General features: G+C 72.2%; 14 protein-coding genes. 3 read left to right on the forward strand and 11 right to left on the reverse strand.

Annotated elements, in window-relative coordinates; genetic code table 11:
* The first annotated feature begins 40 nt into the window (after positions 1–40).
* Both CRP55_RS16990 and CRP55_RS16995 read left to right on the forward strand, forming a co-directional pair.
* On the forward strand, positions 41–1,672 hold the full coding sequence (locus CRP55_RS16990; RefSeq protein ID WP_245923070.1) for a sensor histidine kinase: 1,632 nt from the start codon (positions 41–43) through the stop codon (positions 1,670–1,672).
* A gap of 196 nt (positions 1,673–1,868) precedes the next feature.
* Positions 1,869–2,504 carry a Fic family protein gene (locus CRP55_RS16995; protein WP_218854579.1) on the forward strand — a complete coding sequence of 212 codons (636 nt, stop codon included), beginning with the start codon at positions 1,869–1,871 and terminating at the stop codon, positions 2,502–2,504.
* Here CRP55_RS16995 and CRP55_RS17000 read toward each other — a convergent pair.
* The 9 genes from CRP55_RS17000 to CRP55_RS17040 form a co-directional block, all read right to left on the reverse strand.
* The gene (locus CRP55_RS17000) at positions 2,501–3,211 is read right to left on the reverse strand and encodes a hypothetical protein (protein ID WP_097321031.1); all 711 of its coding nucleotides are present in this window, start codon (positions 3,209–3,211) and stop codon (positions 2,501–2,503) included. The two genes, CRP55_RS16995 and CRP55_RS17000, sit on opposite strands and share 4 nt — an antisense overlap.
* Positions 3,208–5,841 (reverse strand): FtsK/SpoIIIE domain-containing protein, encoded by a 2,634-nt coding sequence (locus tag CRP55_RS17005; protein ID WP_097321032.1) that lies wholly within the window; start codon positions 5,839–5,841, stop codon positions 3,208–3,210. The genes CRP55_RS17000 and CRP55_RS17005 overlap by 4 nt, the downstream gene beginning before the upstream one ends.
* A 36-nt stretch (positions 5,842–5,877) precedes the next feature.
* Positions 5,878–6,762, reverse strand: coding sequence for a hypothetical protein (locus CRP55_RS17010; protein WP_097321033.1), 885 nt, complete (start codon positions 6,760–6,762; stop codon positions 5,878–5,880).
* Positions 6,763–6,766: 4 nt separating this feature from the next.
* Positions 6,767–7,027 carry a hypothetical protein gene (locus CRP55_RS17015; RefSeq protein ID WP_097321034.1) on the reverse strand — a complete coding sequence of 87 codons (261 nt, stop codon included), beginning with the start codon at positions 7,025–7,027 and terminating at the stop codon, positions 6,767–6,769.
* A 227-nt stretch (positions 7,028–7,254) separates the two neighbouring features.
* Positions 7,255–8,352, reverse strand: a complete 1,098-nt coding sequence (locus CRP55_RS17020; protein WP_097321035.1) for a carboxylate-amine ligase — start codon at positions 8,350–8,352, stop codon at positions 7,255–7,257.
* Positions 8,349–9,296, reverse strand: coding sequence for a methyltransferase (locus tag CRP55_RS17025; protein WP_097321036.1), 948 nt, complete (start codon positions 9,294–9,296; stop codon positions 8,349–8,351). The genes CRP55_RS17020 and CRP55_RS17025 overlap by 4 nt, the downstream gene beginning before the upstream one ends.
* Before the next feature lie 49 nt (positions 9,297–9,345).
* Positions 9,346–10,278, reverse strand: coding sequence for a methyltransferase (locus tag CRP55_RS17030; RefSeq protein ID WP_097321187.1), 933 nt, complete (start codon positions 10,276–10,278; stop codon positions 9,346–9,348).
* Between the two features lie 34 nt (positions 10,279–10,312).
* Positions 10,313–11,476, reverse strand: coding sequence for an MFS transporter (locus CRP55_RS17035; RefSeq protein WP_097321037.1), 1,164 nt, complete (start codon positions 11,474–11,476; stop codon positions 10,313–10,315).
* 160 nt (positions 11,477–11,636) lie between these two features.
* Positions 11,637–12,017, reverse strand: coding sequence for an NYN domain-containing protein (locus tag CRP55_RS17040; protein ID WP_097321038.1), 381 nt, complete (start codon positions 12,015–12,017; stop codon positions 11,637–11,639).
* A gap of 130 nt (positions 12,018–12,147) precedes the next feature.
* On the opposite strand from CRP55_RS17040, the gene CRP55_RS17045 reads away from it, so the two are divergent.
* Positions 12,148–14,670 (forward strand): ATP-dependent Clp protease ATP-binding subunit, encoded by a 2,523-nt coding sequence (locus CRP55_RS17045; RefSeq protein ID WP_097321039.1) that lies wholly within the window; start codon positions 12,148–12,150, stop codon positions 14,668–14,670.
* A 28-nt stretch (positions 14,671–14,698) separates the two neighbouring features.
* Here CRP55_RS17045 and CRP55_RS17050 read toward each other — a convergent pair whose 3' ends face one another.
* Positions 14,699–15,694: a LysR family transcriptional regulator gene (locus CRP55_RS17050; RefSeq protein WP_097321040.1), complete on the reverse strand. Its 996-nt coding sequence runs from the start codon at positions 15,692–15,694 to the stop codon at positions 14,699–14,701.
* 100 nt (positions 15,695–15,794) lie between these two features.
* Complete coding sequence (locus CRP55_RS17055; protein WP_342751547.1) at positions 15,795–16,376, reverse strand: hemerythrin domain-containing protein; 582 nt, start codon at positions 16,374–16,376, stop codon at positions 15,795–15,797.
* Positions 16,377–16,412 lie beyond the last annotated feature (36 nt).

Here is a 16,412-nt window from a genome sequence, read left to right on the forward strand (position 1 = left end):
GCCGCTAAGCGATCGGGCGCGGCTGCCGATCGGAGAGAAGGTGACGGCCAGTGTGCTCGACCCTGGAGAACTGGAGCGGCGCCGGCTGGCGGCGCTGCACGAGTACCGTCTGCTCGACGCGCCGGCCGACGATGAGCTCTCGGCCGTGGTGCGGGTGGCCGCGATGGTGGCCGACGTGCCGACGGCGACCCTCAACCTGATCGACGAGCACCGGCAGTGCCAGCTGACCACCGTCGGCTTCGAGGGCGGCAACTCGGCGCGCTCCGACTCGATGTGCGACATCCAGCTGCGCCAGGGCAACTTCGTGCACGTGCCGGACGCCCGCGAGCATCCGCTGTACGCCGCCAACCCGTGGGTCGACGGCCGGATGGCCAACGTGCGCTTCTACGCGTCGGCCCCGTTGATCGCCCCCAACGGGTACGCCCTGGGCACGCTCTGCGTCTTCGACGACGTGGTCAAGGAGCTGTCCCCACGCCAGATCGAGCGCCTCACCGACCTGGCCGACGTGCTGGTCGGCCTGTTCGAGCGCCGCCGCCAGGGCCGTCTGGCCGCCGAGATGGCGATCACCGCCGAGCGCAGCCGCAAGTTCGCCGAGACTCTGGTCGACACCGTCGACGTCGGCATCGTCGCGGCCGACGAACAAGGTCAACTGACGATTCTCAACCGGTCCGTACGCCGGTGGGGCGGCGCCCTGGAGAGCGGCGCCGGCGATCTGGCCGAGATCGCCGGCCGTCTCGAACTGCTCCGGCCGGATGGCGTCACCGAGGTGCCGCAGGAGAGCGCCCCGCTGTTCCGGGCCCTGCGCGAGGACATCAACGTCGACAACGAGGAGCTGGTCCTGCGCACCGCCGACGACGCCCTGCTCACGCTGACGGCCAGCGCCCGCAGCATGATCGCCGACAACGGGGAGCGCATCGGCGCGGTCGTCGCCCTCACCGACGTCACCAAGGAACGCGACCACCTGCGCCAGATCCAGGATCTGGTCACCGAGCTGCAACGCTCGAACGACGAGCTGGAGGGTTTCGCCGCGGCGGTCAGCCATGATCTCGTACGCCCGCTGGCCGGCGCCCGGGGCTACCTGGAGATGCTCAACGAGACGTACGGCGACGTGATGGACGACCGCGCCCGCAAGTGGATGTCCGGCGCCGTGGCCGCCACCGACCGCATGCAACAGCTGGTCCAGGCCCTGCTCTCGTACGCCCGGGCGGGCCACGCCCCGGCCGCCACCGAACCGGTCGACCTGCAGGACGTGCTGGCCCACGTGAGAACCGACCTGCGCACCTTGATCGAGAGCACCGGCGCCACAGTGACCGTCCACAAGGAACTGCCCACGGTCACCGGCGACCCCACCCTGCTGCGCCAGCTCCTCCAGAACCTGATCGACAACGCCATCAAGTACCGCCACCCCGACCGCGCCCCTCACGTCCAGGTGGCCGGCCACCTCGAAACCGCCGGCTGGGAGATCACCGTCACCGACAACGGCCTGGGCATCCCATCCGATCAGCGTGACCGCGTCTTCGACATGTTCGCCCAGGTGGACCCCACCTCCCGCAAGGGCCACGGCATCGGCCTGTCCACCTGCCTGCGCATAGCCGAACGCTACAACGGCCGCATCACCATCGACGACGCCCCCGGCGGCGGCACAGTCCTGCGCCTCCACTTGGCCCGCTAATATAGGCGTGGAGCAAGAGCTAGGAGGGCGCACCGATGGAGCCTCGCGCTATCACCAGGGAAGACATCAAACGCGCCGTCTCCGAGTCGACGCGGGCGTCGGCTCGACTGGAGGGCCGTGAGGTTCCGGAGGGATTCGTACGCTCGGCCAGGGTCGAGGAATTCCTGAAGAACAGGTCAAAGGCCGCCTGACAGTGGTGACACCGGGTTACGGCGAAACGCTGGTTCCCGACGACGAGGTCGGGGCGCTTCTGCCTCAGATCCGTCATTTCTTCGACGAACCGATCAGCAAGGCGGCCGTGTACGACCTGGAACAGGCCGTTCAGGACCAGGTCGGCGAGGAACTGCACCTGGAGATTCTCGGCGGCGAGCTGACCGTGCCGGACCTGCTTAGTGATCACTTTCTGCGTCAGCTGCACCGGTGGCTTTACGCGGACATCTGGTCGTGGGGCGGAATCATCCGCAAGCACGAGCTCAATATCGGCATCGATCCCTGGCTGATCGCGGTCGAACTGCGCAGCGGGTTGGAGAACGTCAAATACCGGTGGGGCCACACCGACGACTGGAACCCTCGCCAGTTGGGCATCGCGACGCACGCCGAGATGGTCCGGATTCACCCCTTCGCCGATGGCGACGGCCGCTCGACCCGCCTGTTCGCCGACCTCGTGTTCGTTGCCGCCCAGCTTTCCGAGGGCACAGCAGACGGGCAGCTCATGAAGTACGACTGGAAAGTGGATAAAGTCGGCTATATCGGCATGCTGCGCGAGTATGACGCGCACCGTAATCCCGAGGACCTCGCCGATTTCATCAACCTGCGGCCCTTCAGCGGTTAGGCGGCTGCCGCTCGGACGGCGGTCAGGAGGATGCCGGCTGTCACCAAGCCGGTGATCAGGACTGTGACGACTGTTGAGGTGTCCAGGGCGGCGCCCCGCCGGTCGGCCACGCGTTTGGCGGCGACGACGGCCAGGACCGGGCAGGCCAGCAGGACCAGGAGGGCCACCACCGGGAGGGCGTCCTTCCATGTGCCGGTGGCCGAGCCGCCGTTGTCGCGCAGGACCTGGTGGAGGATCACGCCGATGACGCCGCCCAGGAAGCCGAAGACACCGAAGAGCAGTTTGACGCCGCTCGTGATCGGGCGGGCCGGGGCCGTGTATTTGACCTTGTTGGCTACCTCGTCGAAGTAGTCGTCGGCGTCGCGGTCGGAGCGCTGCCTCGGTATCGCCGCCGTCGGGACCGTGCGGCCGTAGCGTTCGGCCACCGGGCCCACCTTGTGGACGTACTCCGACCACAGGCCGGCCGCCCGGGCGTCCGCCGCCTCCAAGGCCCGCTGCGCCTGGGCCACCTCGTGAGATGTCGACAGCACGGCCTCGTCGGCCGCCCGGATCGCCTCCTCGGCCGCCGCGACCCTCTCCTCGTGCCAGTGCGCCGCCTCGGCCCTCATCGTGGCCGCCTCGTCGTCGAGGGTGGTCAGCCGGCGCAGCACGCTGCGGTAGTCGGCTGTCTCGAAGTCGGCCGGCTGCAGGCCGCCGCCCTGTGTCATGACCCGGCTCCATAGGGGATGATCACCTCGGCGCCACGGTGCACCGAGCGGTCGAAGTGCAGGGCCCGCCACGGGCGCGGGTACCAGGCCGGCGCGCGCGCACCCGGGTAGAACGGCGCGAGCTCGCTGCCGTGCACGTCCAGGGCCACCCACGCGCCGATCGGGTCGGTTCGGGACGCCTGCCCGCCGAGCGCGTCGCGCAGCAGGGCCGCGCCCCGCCACCAGCCGAGCACGTGCAGGCGGCGTTCCGGTCCCTGGCGCAGGATCGTGCGGAGCTGCTCGGCCGTCTCCTTGCCGCCCGGCAGCGCGTCGGCCGCGTAGATGACCAGGAAGTGCGGCCGGTCGGAGGGGAAGGACGCGGAAGCCTCGGCCGCCACGTCCTCCAGGAGCCAGTCCGCGCTGTCCGCGTCGAACGAGCCGCACTCCGGCAGCTCGGCACAGAGCGCCGCCGCGGCCGCCCGCGCATCCTGGTCGAGGCACAGGATCGAGAAGCGGGCCCCGTCGGGCGGGAACTGTGCCGCCAGCGACCTGGCCGCCGTGGCCAGGATCGCGCACGCCTCGTCCATGCGGGTGCCGAGCACGGCCAGGTTGCGGCCGGGCGCGCGGCGCAGCACGGTCCTCGCCGAGCGGGCCGCCACGTCGATCGTCTCGCCCAGCAGCACCATCGGCGCCGCCACCTGCTCGGCCGGGGCCAGCCTCCGGAAGTCGGGGCTGTCGGCGAGCCGCGGCACCACGTCGCCGTCGAACAGGCGGGGCGGCCCCAGCTCGGGCGGCCGCTTGCGCCACAGGCGGTGTTGCAGCGCGTTCCACCGTTCGCGGTCGCCGGCCGCCGGCACCCGCACCACCTTGTTGGCTTCGAGCGCGCCCGAGTCGGCGTTGACCACCGCGTGGTAGCGCGGCAGCGACTCGGCCGCCGTGTTCGTCTCGGCCAGGATGCGCCGGGCGCGGGGCAGGGCGATGCGCAGCGAGAACTGGGCGACCAGGGCCGGGCGTCCCCACAGCGCCTCGATGCCGCTGACGTCCTGCGAGGCCAGGATCAGGTGGATGCCCTGGGAACGGCCGCGCCGGGCCAGGTCTTCGAGCAGGTCGACCGCCTCGGCGGCCACCGCGTCGCGGCCGGAGAGCAGCACCTGGAACTCGTCGACCACGGCCACGATGCGCGGCCAGCTGCCTTCGGGGTCCTCGGCGCGCAGCTCGGCCAGGTTGGTCACCTCGTACCTCTTGGCCGCGTCGGCCCGGCGCCGCAGCTCCTCGCCGAGGAAGCGCAGCAGGGCCAGCCCGAACTCGCGGTCGGTGTTGACGTTGAGACCGACCAGCCGGACGTGCGGCAGCCAGCTCGGGTCGCGCCGGCCGGGCGCGAACCGGGCGAACGAGACGCCCTCCTTGAAGTCGAGCAGGTAGAAGGCGAGCTCGGCGGGGGAGTAGCGGGCGGCCAGGGCGCCCATCCAGGCGTAGATCAGGTTGGTCTTGCCGGTGCCCGAGGGCCCGGCGATGAGCGCGTGCGGCGGATAGTCGGCCAGCGTCACCTGCACCGGCACGCCCTGCGGGCTGTCACCCAAGGGTGCGCTCAACCCGGTCGCCGCGCTCTGCTTCCATTCCTCCTGCGGCAGCAGGCTGTCCAGTGCCACGGGCGCGGGGCCGGCTTCCACGGCCTCGGCGATCCGGCGGCAGGTCGCTGCCACGACTGCTTGCGGAGGACCACCATCGAGCCGTACGGGCAGAGCACCGGCACTGCTGACACGCGCGTGGTCGCCGCTCGCCGCGGTGATGAACTCGATCCCGTCGGCCGCCTGCACCGGCAACCCCTGAATCACCAGGTGGACGCCACAGGCCGCCCCGGTGCGCAGCAGCCGCTGCAGCTGGGCCTGCTCGGGCCGGCTCAGCTCGCCCGCGCCGAGCAGCACGGCCACCCGCCACGGCTCGGGCCGCCGGTGGGTGGCCGCGTTCAGCTCGCGCAGCGACGTGTACTCGCCGGCCAGCACGGTCTCGTTGATCCGCCGGACGTGGGCGGTCAGGTCGTCGAGCAGCGCCGGCAGCCCGCCCGGCCCGACGAAGGTGAGCACGCCGGCCGGCGCGAGCGGCGCGAACCGGGCCAGCCCGCCGCCCAGGTGCTCGGGGTCGTAGCCGATCAGCTGCACCCGGCCGGGCGCCGCGGTGCCGAGCGCCCGCAGCAGCAGGCCGGCCACCACCTCGTCGCCCAGGGTCCGGTCGCCGCGGACCACCACGTGGCCGCGGTCGAGCAGCGGCACCAGCGCCGGCACCTCTTCCGGATGCGGCAGCAGCAGGCGGCCCACGCGCAGCTCGGCGGCCCGGTCGAGCGGGGTCGCCTGCCAGTCGTCCCACGGGTCGCCCGCGGCGCCGGGCGCGGCCCGGTCGGCGGCGGCCGCGGCCGCCCCCGCGTACGCCGCAAGGTCGGTCCGGTGTTGTTCGTCGATCTCGGCCAGCCGGTTGTCGCGGGCACTGTCGATCTTGCGCAGGCGGGCTTCGGCCGCCGCCTCGACCCGCCGTCTTCGCTCGACGGCCGCCGCGTGCGCGCCCCGCGCCCGGTCGAGGGCGATCGCGGCCGCGCCGAGCGCGTGCGACAGCCCGGCCCGGATCTCCATCACCTGCTGTGCGGTCGACTCAGCCATGGCTCAACGCGTTCTCGTAGGAGTCGGAGGTGGACATCATCCGGCTTCGGCGGCCTCGGCCGGGCGGCGCACCGGGTCCGGCGCCGACGGGTCGAGCGTGCCCGCGTCGCGGCCCAGCCGGGCCAGCAGGACGCCGGTGAGCACGCTGGCGGTCACCGCGTTGTCGGCCGGGTGACCGGGCGGCCGCTGGCCGCGCTCGGTCGGCACCCGGCAGATGCGCGCGATCAGCGTCTCGAGCACGGCCGGGGAGGTGCCCGGCAGCAGCGACTTGACGCGGCCCTCGGCGGCCGAGCGCAGCCGCGGCACGTCCTCCGGGCGCGGTTCGTGCCCGAGCAGGTCGCCCGCGAGCCGGTGCAGCACGGGCGAGGTGACAGCGGACAGCGCGAGCCCGGTCGAGGCGTTCACGCTGTGCAGGTCGCGGCCGAGGCGGGCGCGGTCGCCGGCCCGGACGCCGCTGGCCACCCGCCGCAGAAGTTCGGCCGTGTCCGGTTTGTCAGAGTTGTCCGAGGAAGACGAGGGAGCGGGCTCACCCGTCAACTGCGTCACCCGCTGCTGCCACCACGGCCCGAGCTGCTCGGGCTTCTCCGGGCTCTCGCCGGCCGGTGCGCTCTCCCCGCGCTGCTCCAGGCCGGCCTTCCAGTCCCGGTCGGGCGGAGCGCTCGCGTCACCACTCAGGCCGATCGACGCCAGATACTGCGCGATGGCGTCCTGCGCGAGGCGCAGCGCGGCGGCGGCCCGCTCGGCCGCCTCGGTGGCGTTGGACAACTGCGGCACGCCGATCGGGTCGACCGACTGCTCGCGCACCCACATGAGGATCTCGGTCGCGCTGCGCAGCTTCTCCATCGCCACGGTCACCTGACCGGTGGGCAACTCGTCCGAGGTGGCCCGAAGCCGGGCGCCGAGCTCCTGGATCAGCGACATCGCGTCAGAGCATCGCCGTGTAGGTCTGCGCCTGCTCCACCGCGAGCAGTGTGGCGCCCAGGCACTCCTCGAGCGACTGGTCGGCCTGCGACAGGGACGCGTGAGCCGCGCCGACCGCGTCGTTGCCGCTGCCGTCGAGGGCGGCGGCGAGGCTCTGCTGGGCCTCGCCGATCTTCTCCCGGGCCGCCTGTATCGCCGCCTGCCCTTCGGTCACCTGCTGAAGTGCGGCATCGACAGCCGCTTTGACCTCGGCGACACTGGCCACCCGTGCAGCCTCCTGCTGTGCGGAAACCTGACTACTGTCCTGAAGCCTACTGCCCCCTTCCTGTCCGCCTATCCCCGCACGCCCCTTTTGCCTCGCCCGCGTTCAGCGTGTGGCACGACCTGCGAAAAGACTCTTCCCGTACGGTCACGGACAGTCCACTTCGGGCGATTTGGAGTACGGCGGGTGATCGCCGAGGAGTGAACAGGATTGAACCCACGGGTGACCTTTCACCCGGCCACCGTGCGGCGGGCGGCGCCGGCCAGCGTGGCCACCAGGTCGCCGCCGGCGCGCTCGTGCTCGCGGCGCAGCCGGTCGGTGCCGGTTCCCACCGTACGCAGCGCCGCCACCAGCTCGTACGTGGTGTCCAGGTCGCCGTGCCGGTCCAGCGCCGGCGTCACCGTCTCGACGAGCTCGTCGACCAGCTCCCAGGCCGGTCGCGTGGTCTCCCGGGACGGGTCCAGCAGCGTGCCGCCGAGCCCGTTGTGGGCCGCGTTCCAGTGTGCCGCCTTCAGCACCCAGTCCGGGATGGGCAGCGCCCGCCGCCCGGCCGCGACGTCGTCCAGGGCCGTGCCGACCAGCGCCCGGATCAGCGCCGTGAGCAGCACGGCGTCCGCCGCCGACGGGCACACGTCGGCCACCCGCACCTCGACGGTCGGGTAGCGGGCCGACGGCCGTGCGTGCCAGAGCAGCAGGCTGTCGTCCATCATCACGCCCGCGCCGACGAGCAGCCGGACCGTGCGCTCGAGGTCCGGGCCCGACTCGAAGTACGGCGTCGGCCCCAGGCCGGGCCACCGGTCGAGCTGCATGGACCGCCAGCTCGCGTGCCCGGTGTCGGCCCCGGCGAAGAACGGCGAGTTGACGAACATGGCCTGCACGACCGGCAGCCACGGCCGCAGGTGGTTGCTGACCTTGATCGCGGTCTCCCGGTCGGGCACGCCGACGTGCACGTGACACCCGCAGACGGCCGGGTCGCCGACGATCGGGCCGTAGTGGCCCACGATGGCCCGGTAGCGGGAGTCGTCGGTGACCGTCAGGCCCGGCTCGCCGACCGGTGTGGCGCCGAGCGCGACCAGGTTCGCCCCGGCCGCCGCGGCCCCGTCGGCGGCCGCCTGCCTCATCCGCAGCAGGCTGTCGCGCACCTCGTCGAGGCTCCCGCAGACCGGCGTCACCATCTCGATCATGCTGTGCCGGAACTCGCGCCGGTGCTGCTCCCGCAGTCGCTCGGGCAGTTTCCCGGCCACCGCCGGCGCGGCCGGCACGTTCTCGCCCGTGCGCGGGTCGAGCAGCAGGAACTCCTCCTCGACGCCGACCGTCGGCCCGTTCATCGGGTCGCGGTCAGCAGCACGAGGGCGATCCGCTCGGCGTGCGCGTAGGCCGGCCCGTCGAGCTCCTCGTCGTACACGTCCGGGTCGTACTCGCGATAGGTCCAGCTCAGGCCGGTGCCCTCCAGCCGCTCGGCCGCGGCCTCGCGGAACGGATCGGTTCCGCCGACGATCCCGGTTCCGGCGAAGAGGACCAGGGAGCCGTACGGCGCCAGCCGCTGCACGGCCGCGTCGATGATCGCCATGGACAGCTCGTGCCCGTGCGCTCCGCCGTGCCGATAGGCCCGACCGGCCGGGTCGATCATGAACGGCGGGTTCGAGAAGATCAGGTCGAACTCCCCGTCCACGTCGTCGAGCAGGTCACTGCGGCACGGCCGTACCCCCGGCGTCCCGGCCAGCTCCGCGTTGATCCCGGCCAGCCTCAGCGCCGCCGGGTTGATGTCGACCGCCGGCACCTCCGCCTCCGGCGCCCGCTTGGCCACGGTGATCGCGCCGGCCCCGGTGCCGCAGCCGATGTCCACCGCCCGCCGGACCGGCCGCTCCCGGCTCTGCACGTGCGCGGCCACGGCGTCGGCCATCCGGTAGGTGTCCGGGCCGAAGAAGACCGAGTCCTCGGCGTCGGTCGGGAACGCCGAATGAACGAAGAGCTCTCCGTCGTACGAGGAGAACCGCACCGTGCTGCGCCACTCGTCGCCGTCACGCCGCAGCACCCCGGCCGCGTCCATCAGCTCCACGAAGCGCTGCGGCAGCACGCCCGGCCCGAACGGCCGGCTCCAGCCGAACACGTCGCGCAGCCCGCACGCGCGCTGGTTCTGCGGCCGCCGGTTGACCCGTTCGTGGGTGGCCGGCGTGACGGTCGTGAACTCGTAGCCGGCCTCGCGCAGGGCCCGGCCCAGGCCGGCCAGTGCGGCGGAAGCCGGCGCGGCGGTCATGGCGGTGATCGTCATGACCGCCGCATGCCCACGATCACCCCACCCATTCCTGCCGGATCCCGGACTATCGCGGTCCCCGCGTGGCGACGAGCATGACCAGCGCGATCCGCTCGGCGTCGCAGTATCCAGGGCTGTCGAGCTCCTCGCCGTACACGTCGGGATCCAGTTCGCGGTACGTCCAGGCCAGGCCGGTGCCGGTGAGGTGCTCGGCCGCGGCCCGCTGGAACTGGTCGCGGCCACCGACGATGCCGGCCCCGCTGAACAGCACGAGCGAGCCGTGCGGGGCCAGGTGAGCGGCGGCCTGGTCGAGGATCGCCGTCGAAAGGTGGTGCGGTGCGCGCCGTGCCGGGTCGATCATGAAGGGCGGGCAGGAGACGATGAGGTCGAAGGTGCCGCCCACGTCGTCGAGCTGGTCCCCGGGGCAGTGCCGGACGCCGGGTGTGCGGGCCAGCGCGGCGTTGACGCGCGCGAACCGCAGCGCCTCGTCGCTGCTGTCGGCGGCGAGCACCGCCGCGCCGGGCCGGCGGCGCGCGACCGCGATCGCCCGGGCGCCGATGCCGCACCGGATGTCCACGGCCCGCCGTACCGGCCACACGCGGGCGTCGATGTGGGCGGCCACGGCCCGGGCCATGACGCGGGTGCACGCCCCGTAGAAGACCGAGCTGGGCCGGTCCGGCGAGGCCGAGTGCACGAACAGGCCGTTGTCGCACATCGAGAACCGCACTGTGCTGCGCCACTCGTCCCCGTCCTGGTGGAGCACCCCGGCGGTGTCCATCAGGCCGACGACCCGGTCCGGCAGCACGCCCGGCCCGAACGGCCGGCTCCAGCCGAACACGTCGCGGAACCCGAAGGCGCGGGCGTTGCCCGACCGCCGGTTGACCCGCTCGTGGGTGGCCGGAGTGACCGTGGCGAAGGTGTAGCGAGACTCCTCGAGGTTCCGGCCGAGGCTGACCAGCGCCGCGTCGGCCGTGTCGAGCTCGGGAGCGGTCTGGGTCATGCCCGCCGAGTCCCCCATATCGGGCAAATCATTCCTACTGGTTCCGGCGCGCCACGAAGATCATCGCGGCCACCGCGACAACCGCGGCCACCGGCGCGAAGGCGAAGCCGTGGCGAGCGCCCAGGTCGGTCAGCGGACCGGCGACGGCCGCGCCGAGGGCGCTGCCGACGCTGAACGCGGTCATGATCCAGGCGAAGGCCTCGACGGCAGTGCCCTCCGGGGCGAGGCGGTCGGCGGTGAGGAAGACCGCGGTCAGCAGCGGGGGCAGCATGAGCCCGCTGACCGCCAGCAGGATCGCCATCGGGACCGGGCCGGGCGCGATCAGCAGCGGCAGGTAGCCGGCCGCGAACCAGGCGGCCAGCAGCGGCAGCCGCCGCGGGCCGCCCGGAGTCGCGCGCGTATAGAGAAGGCCACCCACGAGCGCGCCGCCGGCCTGGGCCGCGAGCAGCCAGCCGGTCAGTGAACGGTCGCCCGCCGCCTCGGCGTAGCCGGTCAGCACCACCGGGATGCTGCCGACGGCGGCGCCCGCGCAGGCGATGCCGGCGACCATGACGGCCAGCCGGTGCTCGCGCAGCGGCCCCAGCCAGTGCCGGCGGGCGGGCCGGCCGCGCCAGCGGCGCACGGCGGGAGCCCGGACGAAGGCGACCACGCCCGCGAGTTGGAGGACGGCCGCGGTGAGCAGGCCCGCGGCCGGGCCGCCGAGCGCGACGGCGGCGAGAGTGACCAGCGGCCCGGCCACGAAGATGACCTCTTGCAGGGCGACATCGAGGGCGTACGCGGCGTGGACCGCCGACGGCGGCACGAGATCGGGCCAGAGGGCCCGCAGGCAGGCCTCCATCGGCGGGGTGCCGAGCCCGGCCAGGGCCGCGCCGGCGGCGATCACGCCGAGGTGGCCGTCGCCGAGCACGACGAGCACGTAGCCGGCCGCGGAGACGAGGGCGGAGCCGTAGAGGACCGGCGGTTGCCGCCATCGGTCGACCGCCCGGGCCAGGGCGGGCGCCCCGGCGGCCATGCCGGCGGTGAAGACGGCCACCAGGGCTCCGGCGGCGGCCAGGCTGACCGACTCGCGGGCGAACAACAACAGGGCCAGCGGTGAGGCGCCGAGCGGGAGCCGCCCGATCTGGCTGGCGGTGAGAACGAGGGGAACGAAGGGCCGGCGCAGCACGGCGCGGGCCCCGGTGGACACAGTAGTGGACATGAGGGCACTCCGAGGACGGCGATCAGGACCGGGGCGGGGTCCACCTCGGAGCGAGGTCGCGGCGCTCGTGATCGTTGCCGTACAAGGGAAGCGGGGGAGTGACCCAGGTCCCAGCGGGAGCCCAGAAGCGGGCTACAGTCCGTGGGAGCATCGTCACACTTTAGCGCCTGGGTACGCTCGACGGGCCCCTCACTTCGGCCCCCAGTTGTGTCACGCGATCGCGCAATCCTCGATCGGCCGTCACAACTACGATGCGCCTGGGCGCGGCTTCCCCCCGTACCAAATCGACGATCTTGTCATCGCCCGAGCCGGTCGCGCTCTCGACGCGCACGCCTCCCTCAGCTTGCGGTGTCTCCCGCGCCTTACCCTCCACGACCAGCACGACCTCGACCGGGCCGGCCAGATCGGGCAGACCGTTCTCCATGATCGGAGTCAATGCGTCGCGCAGCCGCAGGGCCGCGCCGCGCCGGTCACGCCACCAACCATCAGGTACAGAACCGACGACATTGGCCCCGTCGACGATCACCAGAGGTACGGTCATGAAGTTGAGCCTACCCGAGTCAACTTTTGCTCCGAACCGGGAATCAATCGATCCGGCCCGGCGCTGATAGGGGTCGTGCAAGGTGGGTAAAGGCCCCCGGCACAACGGCTACGGAGAAGAGAGAAGACGTATGAGCATCGGACCGATCGGACCGGGTGGGCCCGGCCAGTGGGACGACTTCTTCGCGCGCTTCTTCGGCGCGGCGGACCCGCGCCGTTCGCAGCGCATCGACATCACCAAGTACATGAGCGGCGACGCCCGTGAGGTGCTCTCCGCGTCGGCCCGCCGGGCGGCCGAGCTGGCCGACCCCGACCGCACCATCGCCGACCTCGACACCGACCACCTGCTCTGGGCGACCCTCCAGCTCGAGCCGATGAAGCAGACCGTGCGCCGCGCCGGGGCCGACCCCGAGCAGCTGCTCACCGCCCTCGGCCGCCCGGCCGGGGTCAGCGAGGAGCTTCCGACGCAGGTCCAGCTCACCCCCGCCGCGAAGCGGGCGCTGCTCGACAGCCTCCAGATCTCGCGCGCGGTCGGCGCCTCGTACGTCGGTCCCGAGCACATCCTGATGGCCCTGGGCCTCAACCCCGACTCGGCGGCCGGCCGGCTGCTGGGCGGCAAGCTCGACCCGCAGGCGCTCCAGCAGTCCGCCGAGCCGCAGCAGGGCGCCCCGCGCGCCGCCGCGCAGCGCGGTGGCTCCGGCGGCAACGCGAACACCCCCACCCTCGAGCAGTTCGGCGTCGACCTGACCGAGCTCGCCCGCCGCGGCGAGATCGACCCGGTCATCGGGCGCGCCGGCGAGATCGAGCAGGCCGTGGAGATCCTCTCCCGGCGCACCAAGAACAACCCCGTGCTCATCGGCGAGGCCGGCGTCGGCAAGACCGCGATCGTGGAGGGCCTGGCCCAGCGCATCGTGGACGGCGACGTGCCGCTGACCCTGGAGAACAAGCGGGTCATCCAGCTCGACCTGGCCGGCCTGGTGGCGGGCACCCGCTACCGCGGCGACTTCGAGGAGCGCCTGCGCAAGGTCATCGACGAGATCCAGGACTCGGGCGACCAGCTGATCGTCTTCCTGGACGAGATCCACACGCTGGTGGGCGCCGGTGGCGGCGGCGAGGGTGGCGGCATGGACGCCTCCAACATGCTCAAGCCGGCCCTGGCCCGCGGCAAGCTGCGCGTCGTCGGCGCGACCACGCTCGACGAGTACCGCAAGCACATCGAGAAGGACGCGGCCCTGGCCCGTCGCTTCCAGCCGGTGCTGGTCGGCGAGCCCAGCGTCGAGGACACCGTGTCGATCCTGCGCGGTCTGCGGGACAACTATGAGGCGCACCACCAGGTGCGGATCACCGACGAGGCCCTGCAGGCGGCGGCCGAGCTGTCCGACCGCTACATCACCGACCGGTTCCTGCCGGACAAGGCGATCGACCTGATCGACCAGGCCGGCGCCCGGGTGCGGCTGAGGGTCAAGACCCCCGACGCCGACGTACGGGAGAAGGAGCGCCGCCTCGAGCAGCTCTCCCGCGACCGCGACCAGGCGGTGGCGGCCGAGAACTACGAGAAGGCGGTATCCCTCCGCGACGAGATCAACTCTCTCAAGGAGCAGATCGCCACGGCCGGCGTCTCCGCCGACGGCGTGCCCCAGGTGACCGACGCCGACATCGCCGACGTCGTGTCGCGGGCCACCGGCATCCCGGTCTCGCAGCTCACCGAGGAGGAGAAGGAGCGCCTGCTCCGCCTCGAGGGGCACCTGCACGAGCGGGTGATCGGCCAGGAGGACGCCGTCGCCGCCGTCGCCGAGGCGGTTCGCCGTTCGCGCGCCGGTCTCGGTGACCCGGACCGCCCGGTGGGCAGCTTCCTGTTCCTCGGCCCGACCGGTGTCGGCAAGACCGAGCTGGCCCGGACGCTGGCCGAGGCGCTGTTCGGCGACTCGGACCGGATGATCCGGCTCGACATGAGCGAGTTCCAGGAGCGGCACACCGTGTCGCGCCTGGTCGGTGCCCCTCCCGGCTACGTCGGCTACGACGAGGCGGGCCAGCTGACCGAGGCGGTGCGCCGCCGCCCGTACAGCGTGGTGCTGCTCGACGAGATCGAGAAGGCCCACCCGGACGTCTTCAACATCCTGCTCCAGGTGCTCGACGACGGCCGGCTGACCGACAGCCAGGGCCGCACGGTGAGCTTCAAGAACACCGTGCTGATCATGACGAGCAACCTCGGCTCGGACATCATCAGCGGCACCCGGCGCAGCGTCGGCTTCGGCACCGGCAGCGGTGGCGCGGCCGAGGAGGAGCTGCGCGACCGGCTCGACCGGCGGCTCAAGGAGCAGCTGCGGCCCGAGTTCATCAACCGGATCGACGAGATCATCGTCTTCCGGCAGCTCGAGCAGGAGCAGGTCCGGCAGATCACCGAGCTCATGCTCGACGAGACGCGGCGGCGCCTGCACGCGCAGGAGATCAGCCTGGAAGTCACCACCGAGGCGGTCGACTGGCTGGCCGAGAAGGGCTTCCAGCCCGAGTTCGGCGCGCGCCCGCTGCGCCGGGTGATCCAGCGCGAGCTGGACAACCGGCTGTCGAAGATGCTGCTCGGCGCCGACCTGGCGCCCGGGCAGAAGGTCAAGGTCGGCGCGGCCGACGGCAAGCTGACCTTCGACGCCTCCTGAGGGTAGGTCTGTTCTGACGGGGCCCGGCTTACGCCGGGCCCCTTCCGCTGTGTACCAGGCCGTCGTAGACGCCCAGGTGGGGATAGTCGGCGCGCCAGTCCAGATATGCCGGGTTGCGCGCGGCCACTTCCATGTACGCGTCCTGGGCCATGTCGATCAGCTTGTGCGCGCTGAGCGCGGCCGGCGAGTCGGGATGCCAGCCGATGACGTAGCGCCAGCGCAGCGGGGCCCCGCGCAGCGGACGGTGCGCCAGCCCGGCCGGGGCCCGGAACGTCGGCTGGCACAACCCCAGCGCCGAACCGGCCTCGACCATGTCGACGCAGCCGCGGATGTCGCTCTCGAGCACCCGCCGCGGGGTGAAGCCGGCCCGCGCGCAGGCCGCCGCGAAGCAGTCGCCGAAGCAGCCGTCGCCGGTGCCGGCCACCCACTGCTCGGTGGCCAGCTCGGCCAGGTCGACGTCGGTGCCCTTGGCGTTCGGGTGGTCCTCGGGCATGAGCACGCACACCGCGTCGACCGCGACCGTCTGCCAGACCAGGCCGTAGTCGGCCGACGGGATGGCGTCGCCGCACACGCCGACCTGGCAGTAGTCGAGCTTGCCGGCGATGACCATGTTGGCCAGCTCGTCGACGTAGTAGGACGCGTACGTGGTGATCTGGGCCTCCGGCTCGGCCATCGAGAGCCGATGGACCATGCCGCCCAGGATCGGCCCGCCGATCGCCCCGAACCGGTAGCGGCTCATCCGGCCCTCGCCGGTCGCGCCGGCCAGCCGGGCTGCCTCGTCCTGAAGGCCTTTCATCGCGGGCAGGAGCACCCGGGCGCGGGCCAGGACCAGTTCGCCGAGCGCGGTGGGGCGCGCGCCCCGGCGGTCCCGCTCGAACAACGGGCCGCCGAGGGTTCGCTCGATGCGTTGCAGCTGCGCGGTCAGCGCCGGCTGTGCGAGCCCCAGCTGCGATGCCGCCTTGGTGACACTGCCGGTCTCCGCGATGGCGCAGACCACCTTCAGGTGCCGCAGCTCCAGGTTCATAGCGTGACGTTAGGACCACGCATACATAGATGGCTAGCCCTACGCGCCTTCGAAACATCCCCCACTTGTGACAAATGGGTTAACGAATCCGCTGTTTTCCCTACAAATCCTTGGCGTACGTCGTCCGGCGAGTGACGGCATCGCGCAATTTGTCCACCACGGCCACGGCCGGATCGACGACCTTGTTCCACGGGGGAGTGGACGGGGTGGCCGGGTGCGGGCGCGTCGGCGCCGCCTCCTGTGCCGTCTCGAACCGGTTGCCGACCCGGATCAGATCCTCGATCGGAACCATCTGCACCAGAACCGGCAGAAGCTCCTCGGCGTCCGCGTCGACGTGCCGGCGCACGGCCGCGGCCACATCTTGTTTCGCGGAGGGATCGCGTTGCAATTGTTGCAACGTGACCAGCAGCGCCTGATCCTCGGCCAGCTCACGGTCGGTGAGCTCCTCGCCGCCGGGCACCACCTTGCGGATGGCGGGGTAGAGGTACTGCTCCTCGCAGCTGAGATGCCGCGACAGCGTGGCGATCACGACGTCGGTGACCCGCTTGTCGTCCGGGTCGGCGAGCATGCGGTCGCACAGCTCGAGCAGCTCACGGTGCTGTTGGGTGATGACGTCGACGACATTGCGCCCGGTGGTCTCGCCACCGAGCGGCGGAAGCGGGGGAAGATTCAGCGATGTCACGGCCGCAACGTTTCCCCGAGTGGCAGCCGCCACAAA

Origin of the sequence: Paractinoplanes atraurantiacus, from assembly GCF_900215205.1 — a bacterium.
GTDB lineage: Bacteria > Actinomycetota > Actinomycetes > Mycobacteriales > Micromonosporaceae > Actinoplanes > Actinoplanes atraurantiacus.

Coding starts and splice junctions, on each gene's coding strand:
- CRP55_RS17030 (WP_097321187.1), bottom strand. CDS start 10,278: ATGACCCAGACCGCTCCCGAGCTCGACACGGCCGACGCGGCGCTGGTC.
- CRP55_RS17050 (WP_097321040.1), bottom strand. CDS start 15,694: ATGAACCTGGAGCTGCGGCACCTGAAGGTGGTCTGCGCCATCGCGGAG.
- CRP55_RS17005 (WP_097321032.1), bottom strand. CDS start 5,841: ATGGCTGAGTCGACCGCACAGCAGGTGATGGAGATCCGGGCCGGGCTG.
- CRP55_RS17020 (WP_097321035.1), bottom strand. CDS start 8,352: ATGAACGGGCCGACGGTCGGCGTCGAGGAGGAGTTCCTGCTGCTCGAC.
- CRP55_RS17025 (WP_097321036.1), bottom strand. CDS start 9,296: ATGACGATCACCGCCATGACCGCCGCGCCGGCTTCCGCCGCACTGGCC.
- CRP55_RS17035 (WP_097321037.1), bottom strand. CDS start 11,476: ATGTCCACTACTGTGTCCACCGGGGCCCGCGCCGTGCTGCGCCGGCCC.
- CRP55_RS17040 (WP_097321038.1), bottom strand. CDS start 12,017: ATGACCGTACCTCTGGTGATCGTCGACGGGGCCAATGTCGTCGGTTCT.
- CRP55_RS17045 (WP_097321039.1), top strand. CDS start 12,148: ATGAGCATCGGACCGATCGGACCGGGTGGGCCCGGCCAGTGGGACGAC.
- CRP55_RS17010 (WP_097321033.1), bottom strand. CDS start 6,762: ATGTCGCTGATCCAGGAGCTCGGCGCCCGGCTTCGGGCCACCTCGGAC.
- CRP55_RS17000 (WP_097321031.1), bottom strand. CDS start 3,211: ATGACACAGGGCGGCGGCCTGCAGCCGGCCGACTTCGAGACAGCCGAC.